Here is a 17,507-nt window from a genome sequence, read left to right as displayed (position 1 = left end):
GAGTAGGTGGTACTCTTATCATATCAGGGAATCTTCTTTTTGACTTCTAGAAGTCTCACATCTATTGTAACGCTACACAATTTCATTTGTTCCTTTAGAATATATATTGAAATAAATTAAACAAAATGGTATAATGTGAATATCATAACAAATCGGAGGAGTTTATGAAAAAGAAAACTTGGTTAGGTTTGCTTTTTAGCCTAGTTGCAGTTCTATTTTTAGTCGCATGTGGTGGTAAGGCTGAGAAAACAGCTACATCTACCTCTTCTTCAAGCACAACAGAATCATCTTCAAAAGAAGAAGCTGTTTCAGGTGCGTCACAACGTGAATATACGGATCCATCCGAATTGAAAGATAGCTATGATGTTGTCGTAGTTGGTTCTGGTGGAGCAGGGATGTCTGCTGCAATTTCAGCAAAAGATGCAGGTGCTAGCGTAGTATTATTAGAAAAAATGCCAGTTATTGGTGGTAATACTGCTAAATCATCAGCCGGCATGAATGCTTCTCAAACCAAATTCCAGGAAGCAGAAGGAATTGCTGATTCCAATGATAAATTTTATGAAGAAACTTTGAAGGGTGGTAAGGGAACAAACGATCCCGAATTGCTTCGTTACCTTGTAGATAACTCAGCTGGTGCAATTGACTGGTTGGATGGTATGGGTATTACCCTCAGCAACATCACTACCACTGGAGGTATGAGTGAAAAACGTACCCACCGTCCAGCAGATGGTTCAGCTGTTGGTGGCTACTTGGTAAATGGTCTTTACCACAATCTTGTTGAACGTGAAGTACCAATTTTTGTTAATGCAGATGTTACAAAACTCCAAGATAAAGACGGGGCTGTAACAGGTGTTGAAGTTGAGATTGCTGGTGAAACTAAGAAAATCTCAGCTAAAGCAGTTGTATTGGCAACTGGTGGTTTCGGTGCAGACTTGGAAATGGTTGCTAAATTAAATCCAGCATTGAAAGGTTATGTTACAACCAACCAAGAAGGTTCAACAGGTGATGGTATTGCGCTTGCTGAATCAGAAGGTGCAGCAACTGTTGATATGGAACAAATCCAAATTCACCCAAGTGTTGAGCAAGAAACTTCTTACTTGATTACAGAAGCAGTTCGTGGCGAAGGTGCTATCCTTGTCAACTCAAAAGGTGAGCGTTTTGTTAACGAATTGGAAACACGTGATAAAGTTTCTGCAGCTATCAATAGTTTGGATCCAAACTACGCTTATGTTATCTTTGATGATGCCTTGAAAGATCGTGTGAAGGCTATTGCTCAATACGAAGAAAAAGGTCTTGTAAAAACGGGTGCTACTCTTGCGGATTTGGCCAAAGAAATTGGTGTACCTGCGGATGCTCTTCAAACAACACTTGATACTTGGAACAAGGCTGTGGCAGATAAAAATGATGCAGCATTTGGTCGCACATCAGGTATGGACCATGCTTTGAATACTGGTTCTTACCATGCCATTAAAGTTGCACCTGGTATTCACCATACAATGGGTGGTGTGAAAATCAATACCAATACTGAAGTATTGAAAGCAGACGGTTCAGCAATTTCTGGTCTTTATGCTGCTGGTGAAGTAACTGGTGGTGTTCATGGTCAAAACCGTATTGGTGGTAATGCGGTGGCGGATATTATCGTGTTTGGCCGTCAGGCGGGCATGAAGGCAGCAGAGTTTGCAAAATAATGACGAAGTTAAACTGATTTTTCAATTTGAAAAGGTTCTTAGGAGCCTTTTCTTGTTGGTAAATTTTATCAGTGATATACTGGAGTTATGAAGAAAAAAGTTATTCCAATTGTTTTATTAATTAGCCTGATTTTGGTTTGGCGCCTTTCTGTTCATCAATCGGTCGCTGCCTATCCAAGCGTTACCTTGACCAAGGAGGATCAAATTTGGATTATCAGTGATCTCCATTATCTGTCACCAACTTTATTTGATTCAGGAGAGGCTTTCTCCTATATCGAAAAGACGGCTGCTGGTAAGGAGCTCCGCTATGGAAAAGAGCGGATGGATGCTCTTTTGGAGCAGGTCAAACGGGATAAGCCCAAGCATTTGCTGGTCAGTGGAGATTTGACCCTCAATGGTGAAAAGCAGAGCATGCTGGAGTTGGCGGGGTATTTTGGGAAGATGGAGAAAGCTGGTACCCAGGTGCAGGTGATTCCCGGAAATCATGATATAGCCAGTGGCTGGGCGCGCGCCTTTAAGGGAGACCAGCAGGAAGTGGTTGCTCAGGTTTCCCATAAGGATTTTGCGGAGATTTTTGTAGATTTTGGTTATAATCAAGCGGCCAATCGCGATGCCCATTCTCTTAGTTATTTGAGCAAGGTTTCTTCTAATCTGTGGTTTATCATGCTGGATTCCAATATCTACAGCGATGGGATGGGAAAAGGAGGTCCAAAGACCAATGGTCGGATTAATAAGGAGACGCTAGACTGGATGGAGGAACAGTTGCAGGCGGCTGAAGAGGCTGGTGTGCAGGCCCTTCCAGTTGTTCACCACAATGTCCTTCGGCAGCACCACATGCTGTCCAAAGGCTATACTCTGGATAATACGATAGATGTCAAGCGGCTATTGGATCGCTATGGGGTTCAATTTGGTTTTTCTGGCCATACGCATGCCCAGAACATTGTTTCAGAGGACCTTGGAAAGACCACTTATACTGAGGTGGTGAACGGAGCCTTTTCAGTCTATCCTGCTGTAATAGGTCAGGTGACTGTAGATAAGTCTGGCTTAGATTATCAAAAAGGACAATTGGATACGGCTTTTTGGGCAAAAAAAGCTCAGCCTACAAATCCAGATTTGCGTGAATTAACAGCTCATATGCAGTCTGTTTTTGACAATAGTAGCGACATTATGGTCCACCGGATGATGCACGATGAGGGTTGGTACTCTACGGAGGTTGCGGAGAGCATTTCTCGGTTTATGGTACCAGTCAATCGCGCTTACTTTTCTGGTGAGAAGATTGACCAGAATTGGTTGGCAAAGGATGTTTATCCTAGCCAGGCTTATAAGGAGTTAAGCAAGGTCAATCCTAAGAGTTTCCTTTATGATTATGCCGAACATATCTTTTTACGAAGTCAAGAAAGGGATGTGGAGAAGGTTTTTATGGAAATGAAACCCTAGTTTTCCACAGAAAATGTCATTTTTACACAAGTTTTCCACAGTTTGTGCAAAACTTGCTCATAGATTTGCAAAACCCGGCATTTGTCGGCTTTTGTGCTATAATGGGAATAGAAAAAACGTTTTCAAAAGGAGTATCCAATGCAAGAATTAGGACAAACAGGTTTACAGGTATCACGGATTGCTTTGGGCTGTATGCGCATGGTAGCCCTGTCAGATCAGGAGGCTAGTCGGGTCTTAGAGACCAGTCTGGAAGAGAGAATAAACTTTTTCGATCACGCCGATATTTATGGTGGCGGTCAATCGGAAATCCGCTTTGCCTCTGCCATGAAGGAGCTGGGTATCAGGCGCGAGGACATCATTCTCCAGTCCAAATGCGGTATCCGCAAGGGCTATTTTGATTTTTCAAAAGACTATATTTTGCAGTCGGTTGATGGGATTTTAGAGCGCTTGGATACGGACTATCTGGATGTGCTATGTTTGCACCGACCGGATGCTTTGATGGAGGCAGAGGAGGTAGCTGAAGCCTTCTATTTGCTAGAAAAAGCCGGTAAGGTTCGCCATTTTGGCGTCAGCAACCAGAATATTTACCAGATGGAACTGCTCCAGTCCTATTTGGATAAGCCCTTGGCTGTAAATCAACTCCAGTTGTCGCCTGCCCATACGCCTTTGATTGATGCGGGTCTCCATGTCAATATGAAAGATGATGTGGCTACGATGCGGGATGGTGGACTGATTGATTATTGCCAGCTCAAAAAAGTCACTATTCAGGCTTGGTCCCCCTTCTTGATTGACTTACAAAAGGGGATTTTTGCTAACCATCCAGACTATACAGAGCTCAATCGCACCCTTGAGGAAATAGCAGAGCGCTACCATGTTTCACATGAAACAATTGTCGTAGCTTGGATACTGCGGCATCCTGCGAAGATTCAGACCATTGCCGGTTCTATGAATGTAGATCGTTTGAAACGGATTGCTCAGGCCAACAAGTTTGAACTGACTCGTCCGGAATGGTACGATATTTACAAGAGTGCAGGCAATTTCTTGCCTTAGGAGGGGATATGAATTGGGAAATCAAGGCCTTTGACCAATTAAGTTTACAGGAGCTTTACAGCATCTTGACACTGCGAACGGATGTCTTTGTTGTAGAACAAGCTTGTCCCTATCCTGAAGTTGATGGAAAGGATCCAAACTGTCTTCATCTTTTGGGAACTGATGAAGGAGATTTAGTAGCTTACTTGAGAATCTTGCCGGCTGGTCTAAGTTATGATGAAGTTTCCATCGGTCGTGTGGTCATCCAGCCAAGTCATCGTGGCAAAGGTTTAGGTCGCCCAATGATGGAGCAGGCAATTCACTATATTACAAACGAATGGAAAGAAAGTCAGATTAAAATCGGTGCCCAAGCCTATTTGGAAAAATTCTATCAATCGCTTGGCTTCGAACCTATTTCTGAAGTATATTTGGAGGATGATATCCCACATTTGGATATGTTATACCGTAAACCAGTCAACTAGGGGCTGGTTTTTCGATTTTTCTCAGCAATTTCCCCCAAAAATGAGCCATTTTATGGTAGAATGAATAGGTATAAAATCAGTAAAAGAGGAAGAAAATGAAACGTTCTATGTATGCTGGACGTGTTCGTAAGGAGCATGTCGGACAGGAAATTACTTTGAAAGGTTGGGTCGGCCGCCGTCGTGACTTGGGTGGTTTGATTTTCATTGACTTACGTGACCGCGAAGGTATTATGCAATTGGTGATTAATCCTGAGTCAGTTGATACGGAATTGATGGCAAAAGCAGAGGGACTTCGCTCTGAATTTGTTATTGAGGTGACAGGAACAGTTGTGGAGCGTGAGCAAGCTAATGACAATATCCCAACAGGAGCTGTTGAACTACAAGTATCCGGTTTGACAGTGTTGAACACGGCCAAGACGACTCCATTTGAAATCAAGGACGGGATTGAAGCTAGTGATGATACCCGCCTTCGTTACCGTTATTTGGATCTTCGTCGTCCAGAAATGCTCAACAACTTCAAATTGCGTGCAGCCGTAACCCACAGCATTCGTAACTACCTAGACGAGCTTGAATTTATCGATGTGGAAACACCAATGTTGACCAAGTCAACGCCAGAAGGTGCGCGTGACTACTTGGTGCCATCTCGTGTATCAAAAGGTCATTTCTATGCCCTTCCGCAAAGTCCGCAGATTACTAAGCAGCTCTTGATGAATGCAGGTTTTGACCGCTACTACCAAATCGTTAAGTGTTTCCGTGATGAAGACTTGCGTGGGGACCGTCAACCTGAGTTTACACAGGTGGATTTGGAAACCTCATTCTTGAATGAAGTTGAGATCCAAGACGTAGTAGAGGGTTTGATTGCCAAGGTCTTGAAAGATACCAAAGGAATCGATGTGACCTTGCCCTTCCCACGTATGTCCTATGACCATGCGATGAACTTCTATGGTTCTGACAAACCAGATACTCGTTTTGAGATGCTTTTGCAAGACTTGACAGAGGTTGTCAAGGAAGTTGACTTCAAAGTCTTCTCAGAAGCACCAGTTGTCAAAGCCATTGTGGTCAAGGGTGTGGCGGATAGCTACTCACGTAAAGACATTGATAAATTGACAGAATACGCTAAACAATTTGGTGCCAAAGGTCTTGCTTGGGTTAAAGTAGACAAGGGAGAATTAACGGGCCCAGTTGCTAAGTTCTTGACAGACATTACAGCAAACTTGACAGCAAGTTTACAACTTGAAGACAAGGACCTAGTTCTCTTTGTGGCAGATGAATTGGAAGTTGCCAACAATACCTTGGGTGCCTTGCGTAATCGCTTGGCTAAAGAGCAGGGATTGATTGACGAAAGCAAGCTCAACTTCCTCTGGATTGTGGATTGGCCAATGTTTGAGTGGTCTGAAGAAGAAGGTCGCTACATGAGTGCCCACCACCCATTCACCTTGCCTACAGAAGAAACGGCTCATCATTTGGATGGTGATTTGGCACAGGTGCGTGCAGTTGCCTACGATATTGTCTTGAATGGTTATGAGTTGGGCGGCGGTAGCCTTCGTATCAACCAAAAAGACATGCAAGAACGGATGTTCAAGGCTCTTGGTTTCTCAGCTGAGGATGCCCATGAGCAGTTTGGTTTCTTGCTCGAAGCTATGGACTACGGTTTCCCACCACACGGTGGCTTGGCTATCGGTTTGGACCGTTTTGTCATGCTCTTGGCAGGTGAGGACAATATCCGTGAAGTAATTGCCTTTCCGAAGAATAACAAGGCATCAGATCCGATGACACAGGCACCAAGTACGGTTGCATCAGCTCAATTAGAGGAATTGGCTTTAGATATTACACTTGAAAATGAATAAATTTTTCAGAAAACAGCGTGTTCTTTTCTTAAGAAAGGCCAGAAAGAATAAATTTTGGTCAGTTATTTCGGGGATTTCTCGAGAAAAATATGCAGAACGGATATCGGGGTCCATTATTTATGGACTCCTATCTAGTATTGCGGTGAATTTTTTCTTTCGACCAGGGAATGTCTATTCTTCGGGAGTGACAGGTATAGCTCAGATAGTTTCTGCTTTAGCTGCTTCTTATGCAGATTGGAATGTACCTATGGCTGCGGTATATTATGCCCTCAATATTCCCTTGCTCATTTTGGCCTGGTATAAAATTGGCTACAAGTTTACAATTTTTACCTTTATCACCGTATCTCTTAGCTCCTTGTTTATCCAGTTTATGCCTCCAGTTACCTTGACGACAGACCCCTTAGTTAACGCCATTTTTGGTGGACTGATGCTCGGTACAGGAATTGGTTTTGCCCTCAGGAATAATGTGTCCAGTGGTGGTACGGATATTGTTTCCATTATCATTCGTCAAAGGACGGGACGGCAAGTTGGTTCCATTTCTTTGATTGTTAATATCCTGATTATGCTGATTGCGGGGATGACATTTGGTTGGAAATACGCTCTTTATTCGATGGTGGCACTTTTTATTTCCAGTCGTATGACAGATGCTATTTTTGTCAAGCAGAAGCGAATGCAGGCTATGATTATTACCAATCAGCCTGAGCGGGTTATCAAACAAATTCACAAAAAACTCAATCGTGGAGTGACCATCATCAATGGTGCGGAGGGTGCCTACAATCATGAGCAAAAGACTGTTCTAATTGTCATAATCACTCGTGCTGAGTTTAGTGAATTTAAGCAAATTATGAAAAAGGCAGATTCTCAGGCTTTTGTATCCGTAGCGGATAATGTCAATATAATTGGTCGGTTTGTGGAAAGTGACTAATTGACAAAAAACTACATATAGGAGTACAATAGTATTTGTATTCTATATGTAGTGTTTTTCTTCGGAGAGGAGACTTATGAAACCAACCGTTTACCTAGTTTATATTAGCCTGAGTGGCAATACGGAGAGTTTTGTCAAACGCCTGAAAGACTTTTTCCAGTTCCAGACCGATTGGCAGGTGGAGACTGTTCATGTCAAAGACCTGGTCAAGCAGGATATTCCTTTCTATCAGCTAGATGCACCCTTTGTCACCTTTTTACCAACCTACTTAGAAGGTGGAAATGGAGTGGACAATGGAGATGTGGAGATTTTGACCAATCCTCTTGGAGATTTCATTGCTTTTGAGAACAATGCAGAGCTCTGTCTGGGTGTTGTTGGTTCGGGCAATCGAAATTTCAACAACCAATATTGTCTGACTGCTAAGCAATATTCTGAGCGCTTTGGATTCCCTGTTATTGATACCTTTGAACTTCGAGGTATGCAGAATGATATTGAGAGAATTGGTCGGAAAATCATAGACTTAATGTAAGATGAACAACCCAGTCAAGAACTGGGTTGCTTTATATCATGCAAAAAACTCACCAGCATAAGCTGATGAGTTCTAAGGAGATATGAAAAATATTTAGGATTGACTATAGTATACTCTAGGGGGGCAGTTCAGACATCGGTCTAAAGTCCTATTTAGTTTCCAAAATACAAATGCTTTGTCCAGCAAGGGTGATTTGTTGGGCTTTATTATCGTCAACGGGTGGGAAGCTGAAACGAATGGTTCGTTCTTCTTCATTTTCAAAAACAAAATCGCTATCCGCAAAGTTGATAATAAACTGGATAGTCTTGTCGCCATTTGTGACTTGATAGCGGAGGACATACTCAGTCAACCAGTAGAAGTCACAGGTTTCTTGGATGGTTTCATAGCTGTTCTGGCTGAGAATTGGATTGTCCTTCCGGAAGGCAATTAACTCTTGAATAAATTGAATATGTTCCTTATAACGAATTGCCCGTGTCCAATCTAGGCGATTGATTCTATCCGGAATATTGTAGCTATTATCAATCTCATCTTTGGTACGGAAGAATTCTTGTCCGCTATGGATAAAGGCCATCCCTTGAGAAATGAGGACCAATTGTAGACCAAAGCTAGCAGCTCGTTTTTGTTGCTGAGGTGTCCAGTCTGGATGTTCAATATGGAAGTAGTCAAAGGCAGTCGCATTGTCATGACACTCGATGTAGTTCAGTGACTGTTGCGGTGTGATGAAGTGGCTGTAGCGGCTTCCCGTCAGGAGGTGTTGCACTTTTTCGTGTAGTTGTTTGTCAACTAGACGGGTAGGGTTGAGCAATAGTTTCTTAAAGGTATCACGATAGTCATCGTTGAAGAAACTCACTTCTGGGAGCTGGTCTGCATTGTACTGGTGGGCCAGTTTTTCATAGTCTAGACCAGTTGCCATCTTCCACCCTTCGCCATAGAGATAGATATTTGGATGAATGGCTAACAATTCTTCTTGGATTTGGTTGATGGTTTGGATGTCCAAAATGCCCATCAAGTCGAAACGGAAGCCATCAAAACCATAGATACTAGTCCATTGGCGGAGGGATTGCTTGATGTAGTTTCGGACCATGCTGCGTTCGCTAGCGACATCGTTGCCGCAGAAGGTACCATCCGTCCGCATACCATGCTCGTTGTAACGGTAGAAATAACCAGGGACAATTAGCTCGAATGCGTATTTCTCAGCATGATAAACATGGTTGTAAACAACGTCCATATTGACGGAAATATCGGCATCGTGATAGGCTTGGATAGCTTCTTGGAGTTCTAGAATGCGGGCATAGGGATCATCTGGTAGGCTGGAGAAGGAGCCTTCTGGCAGGTTGTACTGCATAGGGTCGTAACCCCAGTTATAAACAGCTTGGGGTTTGTTTTCATCTACGCTACCAAAATCGTAAACAGGAAGAAGCTGAATATGGGTAACGCCCAGATTTTTGATATAGTCCATTCCCAGTTTCATACCGTCCAAGACAGGTGATTCGGTCAGACCGAGGAATTGACTACGGTGTTTGAAGCCAGCTTCTGTCTGCCAAGAGAAGTCGCGGACACTCATTTCATAGACAATAGCTTGAGAAATCGGTCGTTGGGTCTTGGCGCGACGAACCTTATGAAGTTTATTTGGGTTGATGACATAGCTATCGCCAGAGTTTGCCTTGGATGAAAGGGCGTAGGGGTCATGAACAGAAATCCACTCGCCATTGACTTTGTGGAGATAGTGGTAGCTTTGACTGTCCAAATCACCCTCTACTGTGACCTGCCAGACACCTTTTGAACCCCTTGTCATGGCATATGGTGTCCCTTCAAGGACTAAAAATACCTGCTTGGAGATAGGTGCCCAGAGTTTGAAGTTTGTGGACTGAGGGCTATAACTTGCTCCCAAATCATTGCCATCATAGGTATAGTTTTGTTCGAAAATAGCAGAGCGGACGATATGACCATAGCCTAACTCCGTTTTGTTGCGATCTTGGTCGTAAATGGCATAGTCCTTGTCCAAATTTAAGGCGTGTAGGCTGGTCAGATAGTAGAGAACCAGGTTTTCTACCTCTAGACAGGAATGAATAAATAGTTGAGATGTGGCATCGTCGGACTCGAGGGAAAAACTCATGTGCTCGGTATCAAATCGTTTTTCCATTACCAAGCGAATAGTAGCTACATCATCTAGAAATGCTTGAAATTGTCTTAATGCCATGAGCCGAACGGCTCCTTTCTAAGTTAAAGTTCAGTAATGGTATGCGGAATGACACGGCGGTAGCAAACCTGCTTGTCTTCCTTATTGTCGCTGATGATTTGGTGGAGGGTATTGAAGGCCACGCGTCCCAGCTTGATGGCGTGGACATCGACATAGGCTTCAATATCCAATTTTGGTTTGACAGAGTCAAAGGAGATGATAGGGAGTTTTGTACCGACTTCGTTGAGGTATTTGACAATCCCTTCTGCCACCATGGTATCGGTTGTGACGATAGCATCAATATCTTGTTTGAGTAATTTTTTTGAAATCTTGTAGGAACTGTCTTCCAATAGGAAACCAGACACAAACTTGACCTTGTTTTCATCAAGAGGGATATTATGAGATTTGAGGGCGTTTTTATAGCCAGTATAGCGGTCTTGGGAAACGACTAATTCCCTGTTCCCAGCGACAAAGGCAATATTCTTGTAGCCCTTATTGATAAAGTAATTGGTCGCTTCAAATCCAGCCTGGATATTGTCATTGTCGACTAGGGAGATAAATGGAGAATCTGCCTTACCGAGAATGAGGAAGGGAAACTTATGCTGAATGGCTAACTGGACCAGTGGGTCATCTGGCTTGGAATAAAGGAAAATTAGACCATCAACTCGTTTTCCGTAGACCATCTGAGAAATAGCTTCCAATCGCTGCTCTTCATTTTTTCCCGTAGAAATTTGAATCGCATAATTGTGGTCAGCAGCCACCTGTGAAATGCCACGCAGGGCTGTTGGGAAGAAAGGGTTTTGGTAGAAGATATCAGAATCTTCAGGAAGTATCAAGCCAATCACTTGTGTGTAGCTGGAAACCAGACTACGAGCATTGAGATTTGGGTGGTAGTTAAGGTCCGCCATAGCCTTTCTAACTAGGTCTTTGGTTTTTTGACTAATAGAAGAGCTGTTTTGGATGACGCGGGTCACCGTAGACGGCGACACACCAGCCAGTTTGGCTACGTCCTTGATGGTAGCGCGCATGGGAACCTCCTAATTGTCATCTCTAAATTTGGTTTTGAAAAATACCCACAAGAGACAGAGGACAAAGAGGATATTTTGAATGGTTAAGATAGTTGTTACAGGCTGACCAAAGAGTCCAATCAAGCAGGCAATCAGACTTGGCACACCCAGGCAATTCAGGGCGAAGTTATAGCACTCCTTGAAGGTTTCAAAGTGGAAGAAACGAGATTTCTTGGTCAGATAGAGAAAGAGACTGGCCCCCAAGAGGATAAAGAGTAGATTGGCTGCCAAGATAAAGCTTGATACCAGGCTGATACCCAGCCCAATCAAAGCCTTGTTTGCCTGGTACCAATTTTTAGAGATGGCCTTGGTTAGCTTTTCCTTACTAGAAAAATCATCGGCGGTCATGCCAGTGTAACCCAGCTCAGCCAAGGTATCGCTGCCCTTGCGAATGGTCAGCATGTCCTGGCCAAATTGATAGGAAAAATCCGAGCTCTGGCTGACTTGATTGCCAAAGGTGATTTGGTCTGAAATGCCCTGTCCTGTGTAGGTCAATTGATTGTTTTCCAGCTGGCTATGTTGCTGTAAATCCTCGACCACCTGGTCTGTCAGTGGTGCATAAACACCCTCGACAAAATTGTCCAAAGGATAGCTTTCTAGACTCAAGGTCTGTAAGGAAGTCGGCAGGACCAAGAGGGCCACCAAAAAGACGGTGGTAAAGAGACGCTGCCAGAGAGTCAGCAAGCGACGGTTATCAAACATTTTCCGAGCAGAGAAAATACTGGAAAAATAAGAAAATGGATAGGGCAGCATGGAGTGTCCTTTCTAGGAAGAAGTGTCTATGGTTGAGTCTGTATCTGAACAGCCTTGGTTTCTCGATCAAGTCAAGGCAAAGGATATGACCGAAAAAGGGAAAAGGTGGGATAAGGTACTACCCCTTATCACCACCGCTAGTTAAACCAGATACAAAGTTCTTTTGTAGGAAGAAGAATAGAATACTGATTGGGAGGGCGATGAGAACAGCCCCTGCTGCAAAATAGGCAACCTTGAGGTTTTTCACATCTGAGATGAAGGTTTGCAGACCAACGGCAACAGTATAGAATTCTTTTTCACGAAGCAAGAATTTGGAGAGGATGTAATCTCCAAATGGTCCCATGAAGGCCCAGAGTGCTTGTACGGCAATCATTGGGCGTACCAATGGCAGAACGATTTGCCAGAAACGTCTGAAGTGACCAGCACCGTCCAGTTTTGCAGATTCATCCAGAGAGATTGGCACTGTATCGAAGTAGCCTTTCATGAGCCAAGCGTTCATCGGGATACCACCACCAACATAGAGGAAGATGAGGAACCAGCTTTGGTTGAGTGCATTGAGCATGAGGGCCATAACGAAGAAGGCTGTCAGAGCGGCCATGGTTGGCACCATTTGAATAATCAGGAAGAAGACCAAACTCTGCTTACGAGCGATGAAATTATAGCGACTGTAAGCGTATCCCGCTAGTACCACTATACTGGTTTGGATAAGCATTGTCAAAACCGCGATAATCAGCGTGTTGAGGTACCAGGTACCGTAGAGAGTTTCGGTAAAGAGTCCCTTGAAATTGTCCAAGGTAAGTGCTATCGGTTCTAACTTGAAGGCTACCACGTTCCCTGATTTAAAGGCAGACATAATGGTAATCAAGAGAGGATAGATGATAATAATAGACAGGGCAATCAGATAGAGATAGGTCAGGGTTTGCCCTAGTTTGCGTTTGAAACTTACTGACATTTTCATCTTATACATCCTCCATTTCAAAAGCATTTAATTTCTTGAAGGCAATCATGGAAATACTGATGACAATCATGGAAATAATCAAGGTTACGGCAGCCGCCATTGAGTATTGTGGAGCTGTACCTGTGGTCAATTTGTAAATCCAAGAAATCAAGATATCGGTTGAACCAGCACCACCACCGACACTACCAGGACCACCATTGTTAAAGAGATAGATGATCGAGAAGTTGTTGAAGTTGAAGGTGTACTGACTGATCAGAGTAGGAGCAGCCACTGCCAAGATCATTGGCAAGGTAATGCTACGGAATTTTTGAATGGCACTTGCACCATCAATGTAGGCAGCCTCGTACAAATCGTTTGGAATAGATTGCAAAATACCCAAGGTCAAGACATAGATATAAGGGAAACCAAGCCAGGCCTGCATCATGATCAGGGCTACTTTTGTCCAAAACGGATCGGTCTTCCACGGAATCAGGAAATTATCGATAAATGGCAAGAATTTGCTGAGGAAAGGCAAGACCTGAGTGTTGATAGCGCCGACACTATCGTTGAACATGTTACTGAAGGTCAAGATAGTCACAAAGGCAGGTACTGCCCAAGGGAGCAAGAAGATAACACCGAAGATGCGTTTGCCCTTGATAAATGGCTGGTTGGCAACGATAGCCGTAAAGATACCAATGACAATCTGTGCTGTTGATGCTGCCAGAGCCCAGATAATGGTCCAACCAAGGACAGAACCGAAGGCGGCACGGAAGGTGCTGAGTTTCCAAATATTGCTAAAGTTGGTAAAGCCAATCCAGTCTAGAAGAGCACCTGGTGGCAGGTGTTGGAAGTCGTAGTTGGTAAAGGCGATGAAAAGAGTCACCACAACCGGGAAGATGATAGCAAAGGTCATGGCAATGTAAGACGGAATAATCAAGAGATAGGGGAAACCATTCTCATAGATGCCTTTGATCATGTCCTGCAGGCTTGTCGCTACTGGTAGACCAGCATTCCAGCGTTTGGCTGTAGAGTGGGCATCCTTTAGGTTTAGGGCGTAGAAAGCAAGATAGACAACTGTAATGATGAGGTGGAAGGAACCACGGATCAACATGAAGAGGGAGTTGTCACGGCCGCGTTGGCTACCAAGGGTAATCAAGTTTCCAATTTCTCCACCTGCTATTGCAATGAAGTAGACTAGAAAAGCGGCAGTTACACCCAGGAAGATGTAGCCTTTGGCTTTCTGCTTGTTGTAAATCTGTCCCAGTCCAGGAAGGAGGGACATCAGGAGGGCTTTGGTTGGGTTTTGTTTCATATCATAGTCTCCTTAGGTGTTATGGTTATTTGACAGAAGAACCGAGTGCTTCAGTCCTTTTGTGAAACAACCATTACTGGTTATTTCTAACAAAAAAGTGGGGCTAGGCCGCTTGCCCAGCCCTACTTCTATGGTTGATTAGTTGCTGTATTTTTGAGCGATTGTATCTTCAATCAATTTCACAGCGTCAGTTGCAGCTGTTTTAGCGTCTTTTGCACCGCTTGCTGCTTCGAAGAGCATGTTAGCAGCTGGTTCCCAAACTGTGCTCATTTCTGAGATGTTTGGCATTGGTTGAGCTGATGCGAATTGGTTGATAACCGCTGTAGTCAACTCATCGTTTTTGCCAACTGCGTATTCACGAGCTTCTGTGTTAGCAGGAATTTCGTTGGTTGCATCGTAGAAGGCTTTTTGTTGGTCAGTTGATGTCAAGAAATCAACGAGTTTTTGTGCCAATTCAGGGTTTTTAGAACCTGAAGGAACGATCCAAGCTTTACCACCACCGAATGCAGTGTACTGTTTGCCGTCAGCAAGAGTTGGGATAGTTGCTACACCGTAATTGAGGCCTGCGTCTTTGTAAGATGCTGCTTTCCAAGGACCTTCGATGATTGCTGCTGCCTTACCGTCTGTGAATTGTGTGTTGATCAAGTTATTAGCAGCTGAACTGTCTTGGAGACCTTGAGGCCATTTTTCATACCAAGTTTTAGCGTATTCAATCGCCTTGATAGCACCGTCGTTAGCCAAACCGATGTCTTTTGGATCCGTACCGTTAGCACCAAATACATAACCGCCGTAACCGCCAAGCAAACCGTAAGTGTAGTAGAAGTTTGTCCAGTCAGCTAGGAAGGCAGTTGTTTTACCATCTTCCCCTTCAAAAGCGTACTTGCTGTCTTCTGCCAATTTTTCAAGATCCGCAAAGGTTTTTGGAGCTTCTGACAAGAGGTCTTTGTTATAGTAAAGAACCAATGTCTCGATAACAGCTGGTGATCCGTAAACCTTACCACCGTTGCTTACAAGTGCTTTAGTCGTATCGTCTGTCTTGCTAGTGTCAGCCAATGTCAACTCAGACAATTGACCTTCTGAACCAAGGCTACCTACGCGGTCGTATGGTGCCATCATGACGTCTGGAGCCGAACCAGATTGGTTGTCCAATGAAAGGTTGTCAAGACCTGTGAGGGCATCACCTGTTTTAACTGTAACGGTTACACCATTTTCTTCTTCAAAGGCAGCTTTGGCTTCGTTAATGTAGCTTTCGTACTGACCTTCAACGTAGATGGTCAATTCTTTTCCTGCTTCAGCAGAATCAGATGAGCTTGACGAGCTTGAATTTGAACAAGCAGCCAAAACAGCAGTTGATGCAGCGAGAAGAGCAACGCTCTTGAGCAAATTGAGTTTCATATTATTCCCTCCAAGAATAAAGTTTTGATGTTATCGCTTGCTTGTGCAAACGATTTCCTAACGTGAATTAATTATACACCATTATAAAAACGTTTGCAAGCGTTTTTATAAAAATTTTTAAAATTTTTTTCTGCTAATGAATTCAGCACAGAAAAAGTCTTTTATTATCACTCTTTAGAGTTCGAAGCTAGTGATTTATTGAGCAAATTTTCATAGGAATTTTTGAAAGAACTTGATTTGTTACCGTTTACATAGTATAATAGATGGCAAGCAATCGTTTGCGCCCTGACGCAGATAACCATTCATTATAAAGGAGAAAAATATGAAAGTGAGACAAAGTGGAGTACTCATGCACATTTCATCATTGCCAGGTGCCTATGGCATCGGCTCCATGGGGAAATCAGCCTATGAATTTGTAGACTTTTTGGTACGAACCAAGCAACGTTACTGGCAGATTTTGCCATTGGGAACCACCAGTTACGGTGATTCTCCCTATCAATCATTTTCAGCCTTTGCAGGGAATACGCACTTTATTGACTTGGACCTACTGATTGAAGAGGGCTGGTTGACAGAGAAAGATGTGCAGGGTATTGACTTTGGTCAGAGTGCAAAAGAAGTAGATTATGCCAAAGTTTTTACTGCCCGCCGTCCGATTTTGGAGCAGGTTGTTGCCAGTATGAAAGAGGCTGGTTTGCCACAAGACTATTGGAATTTCTTGGGTGAAAATGATTTTTGGATCCATACTTTTGCAGAATATATGGCTATCAAGGAGCATTTTGACAACAAGTCCTGGATTGATTGGGAGGATCAGGGAGCACGTTTGCGCTACTATGATACCTTGGAATACTACCGTCATCTCTTGGTGGAGCGCATCGATTACCACCGCATCACCCAGTATTTATTCTTTAAGCAGTGGCAGGCTTTGAAGGCTTATGCCAATGCCAAAGGAATTGAGTTTGTTGGGGATATGCCCATTTATATCTCGGCAGATTCTGCTGATATGTGGGCCAATCCACATTTCTTTAAGACGGACGAAGAAGGGAAACCGAGCGTAGTTGCGGGTTGTCCACCAGATGCCTTTTCAGAAATCGGTCAGCTTTGGGGCAATCCGATTTACGATTGGGAGGCCATGAAAGCAGATGGTTTTACTTGGTGGGTTGCTCGTCTGCGCGAATCCTTTAAAATCTACGATATGGTCCGCATCGACCACTTTATCGGCTTTGCCTCTTTCTGGGAAATTCCTGCGGGTGAAGAAACGGCTGTCAACGGCTATCGTGTTGAGGCGCCGGGCTTTGAATTGTTCGATACCATAAAACGCGAGCTGGGCGATTTGAATATCATCGCGGAAGATTTGGGCTCTGTCACAGATAAGGTGATTCAATTACGCGATTGGACTGGTTTCCCGGGCATGAAGGTCATCCAATTTGCCTTCGATCCAAACAGAGACAGCATTGAAATGCCTCATAATCATACCAATAATGTGGTTGCCTACACAGGAACACATGATAATGATACGATTATGGGCTGGTATGAGAAGGATACGACGGCTGAGACGCGGGCCTTTTTGGACAAATACAGCAACCGAAGAGAGGATGAAACGATTACACATGCCCTCTTCCGCTTGCTCTATGGTTCACCAGCCTTTATGGCCGTTGTGACCATGCAGGATTTGCTGGGGCTGGATAGCTCGGCACGGATGAATTTGCCCAATACGCTAGGTAGAAACTGGACTTGGCGCATGGAAGGAGGTCAGTTGACCGATGCCATTGAGGCTGAATTGCTGGATTTGACAGAAACCTACCGTCGGGTCAATGTGGCTTTGGTGAGTCCAAAAGATAGTGAAGAAGACTAAAACATACTAAGATTAGTAGTGAGGAAATCTCCGACGGGAGAGAGTACTCACTACTTTTTTCATTCTCAAGATGAT

General features: G+C 43.7%; 14 protein-coding genes. 8 read left to right on the top strand and 6 right to left on the bottom strand.

Annotated elements, in window-relative coordinates:
- Window positions 1-164: 164 nt before the first annotated feature.
- From ACHBHN_RS10135 to nrdI, 7 genes are all read left to right on the top strand, one after another.
- Window positions 165-1,688, top strand: a complete 1,524-nt coding sequence (locus tag ACHBHN_RS10135) for a flavocytochrome c (protein ID WP_394734020.1) — start codon at window positions 165-167, stop codon at window positions 1,686-1,688.
- Between the two features lie 87 nt (window positions 1,689-1,775).
- The gene (locus ACHBHN_RS10130; RefSeq protein WP_394734019.1) at window positions 1,776-3,125 is read left to right on the top strand and encodes a metallophosphoesterase; all 1,350 of its coding nucleotides are present in this window, start codon (window positions 1,776-1,778) and stop codon (window positions 3,123-3,125) included.
- A gap of 138 nt (window positions 3,126-3,263) precedes the next feature.
- On the top strand, window positions 3,264-4,175 hold the full coding sequence (locus ACHBHN_RS10125; protein ID WP_125266286.1) for an aldo/keto reductase family oxidoreductase: 912 nt from the start codon (window positions 3,264-3,266) through the stop codon (window positions 4,173-4,175).
- An 8-nt stretch (window positions 4,176-4,183) separates the two neighbouring features.
- The gene (locus ACHBHN_RS10120; protein WP_125266287.1) at window positions 4,184-4,636 is read left to right on the top strand and encodes a GNAT family N-acetyltransferase; all 453 of its coding nucleotides are present in this window, start codon (window positions 4,184-4,186) and stop codon (window positions 4,634-4,636) included.
- Between the two features lie 95 nt (window positions 4,637-4,731).
- Window positions 4,732-6,483: an aspartate--tRNA ligase gene (gene aspS / locus ACHBHN_RS10115; RefSeq protein ID WP_394733138.1), complete on the top strand. Its 1,752-nt coding sequence runs from the start codon at window positions 4,732-4,734 to the stop codon at window positions 6,481-6,483.
- Window positions 6,470-7,408, top strand: a complete 939-nt coding sequence (locus ACHBHN_RS10110; RefSeq protein ID WP_105122419.1) for a YitT family protein — start codon at window positions 6,470-6,472, stop codon at window positions 7,406-7,408. Before aspS ends, ACHBHN_RS10110 begins: the two co-directional genes overlap by 14 nt.
- A 76-nt stretch (window positions 7,409-7,484) precedes the next feature.
- Window positions 7,485-7,937, top strand: coding sequence for a class Ib ribonucleoside-diphosphate reductase assembly flavoprotein NrdI (gene nrdI, locus ACHBHN_RS10105; RefSeq protein ID WP_105122418.1), 453 nt, complete (start codon window positions 7,485-7,487; stop codon window positions 7,935-7,937).
- A gap of 148 nt (window positions 7,938-8,085) precedes the next feature.
- Here the strand turns inward: nrdI and pulA are convergent, their stop codons facing one another.
- From pulA to ACHBHN_RS10075, 6 genes are all read right to left on the bottom strand, one after another.
- A complete protein-coding gene (gene pulA, locus ACHBHN_RS10100) occupies window positions 8,086-10,137 on the bottom strand; it encodes a type I pullulanase (RefSeq protein WP_394734018.1) in 2,052 nt (683 codons plus the stop codon).
- 23 nt (window positions 10,138-10,160) lie between these two features.
- Window positions 10,161-11,144, bottom strand: a complete 984-nt coding sequence (locus ACHBHN_RS10095) for a LacI family DNA-binding transcriptional regulator (RefSeq protein ID WP_105110258.1) — start codon at window positions 11,142-11,144, stop codon at window positions 10,161-10,163.
- 9 nt (window positions 11,145-11,153) lie between these two features.
- Complete coding sequence (locus ACHBHN_RS10090) at window positions 11,154-11,936, bottom strand: hypothetical protein (protein ID WP_394734017.1); 783 nt, start codon at window positions 11,934-11,936, stop codon at window positions 11,154-11,156.
- A gap of 118 nt (window positions 11,937-12,054) precedes the next feature.
- On the bottom strand, window positions 12,055-12,894 hold the full coding sequence (locus ACHBHN_RS10085; RefSeq protein WP_105110256.1) for a sugar ABC transporter permease: 840 nt from the start codon (window positions 12,892-12,894) through the stop codon (window positions 12,055-12,057).
- 1 nt (window position 12,895) lies between these two features.
- Window positions 12,896-14,185, bottom strand: a complete 1,290-nt coding sequence (locus ACHBHN_RS10080; protein ID WP_105122414.1) for a sugar ABC transporter permease — start codon at window positions 14,183-14,185, stop codon at window positions 12,896-12,898.
- A gap of 138 nt (window positions 14,186-14,323) precedes the next feature.
- Complete coding sequence (locus ACHBHN_RS10075; RefSeq protein ID WP_105110255.1) at window positions 14,324-15,580, bottom strand: extracellular solute-binding protein; 1,257 nt, start codon at window positions 15,578-15,580, stop codon at window positions 14,324-14,326.
- 322 nt (window positions 15,581-15,902) lie between these two features.
- Here ACHBHN_RS10075 and malQ point away from each other — a divergent pair, with 322 nt between their 5' ends.
- A complete protein-coding gene (gene malQ / locus ACHBHN_RS10070) occupies window positions 15,903-17,432 on the top strand; it encodes a 4-alpha-glucanotransferase (RefSeq protein ID WP_394734016.1) in 1,530 nt (509 codons plus the stop codon).
- The last annotated feature ends 75 nt before the right edge of the window (window positions 17,433-17,507 follow it).

Origin of the sequence: Streptococcus sp. A22 (assembly GCF_043674215.1) — a bacterium.
In the GTDB taxonomy this organism is placed as follows: domain Bacteria; phylum Bacillota; class Bacilli; order Lactobacillales; family Streptococcaceae; genus Streptococcus; species Streptococcus suis_V.
This window is presented reverse-complemented; position numbering and strand designations above follow the sequence as displayed.

Coding starts and splice junctions, on each gene's coding strand:
- ACHBHN_RS10135 (WP_394734020.1), top strand. CDS start 165: ATGAAAAAGAAAACTTGGTTAGGTTTGCTTTTTAGCCTAGTTGCAGTT.
- ACHBHN_RS10130 (WP_394734019.1), top strand. CDS start 1,776: ATGAAGAAAAAAGTTATTCCAATTGTTTTATTAATTAGCCTGATTTTG.
- ACHBHN_RS10125 (WP_125266286.1), top strand. CDS start 3,264: ATGCAAGAATTAGGACAAACAGGTTTACAGGTATCACGGATTGCTTTG.
- ACHBHN_RS10120 (WP_125266287.1), top strand. CDS start 4,184: ATGAATTGGGAAATCAAGGCCTTTGACCAATTAAGTTTACAGGAGCTT.
- aspS (WP_394733138.1), top strand. CDS start 4,732: ATGAAACGTTCTATGTATGCTGGACGTGTTCGTAAGGAGCATGTCGGA.
- nrdI (WP_105122418.1), top strand. CDS start 7,485: ATGAAACCAACCGTTTACCTAGTTTATATTAGCCTGAGTGGCAATACG.
- pulA (WP_394734018.1), bottom strand. CDS start 10,137: ATGGCATTAAGACAATTTCAAGCATTTCTAGATGATGTAGCTACTATT.
- ACHBHN_RS10095 (WP_105110258.1), bottom strand. CDS start 11,144: ATGCGCGCTACCATCAAGGACGTAGCCAAACTGGCTGGTGTGTCGCCG.
- ACHBHN_RS10090 (WP_394734017.1), bottom strand. CDS start 11,936: ATGCTGCCCTATCCATTTTCTTATTTTTCCAGTATTTTCTCTGCTCGG.
- ACHBHN_RS10085 (WP_105110256.1), bottom strand. CDS start 12,894: ATGAAAATGTCAGTAAGTTTCAAACGCAAACTAGGGCAAACCCTGACC.
- ACHBHN_RS10080 (WP_105122414.1), bottom strand. CDS start 14,185: ATGAAACAAAACCCAACCAAAGCCCTCCTGATGTCCCTCCTTCCTGGA.
- ACHBHN_RS10075 (WP_105110255.1), bottom strand. CDS start 15,580: ATGAAACTCAATTTGCTCAAGAGCGTTGCTCTTCTCGCTGCATCAACT.
- malQ (WP_394734016.1), top strand. CDS start 15,903: ATGAAAGTGAGACAAAGTGGAGTACTCATGCACATTTCATCATTGCCA.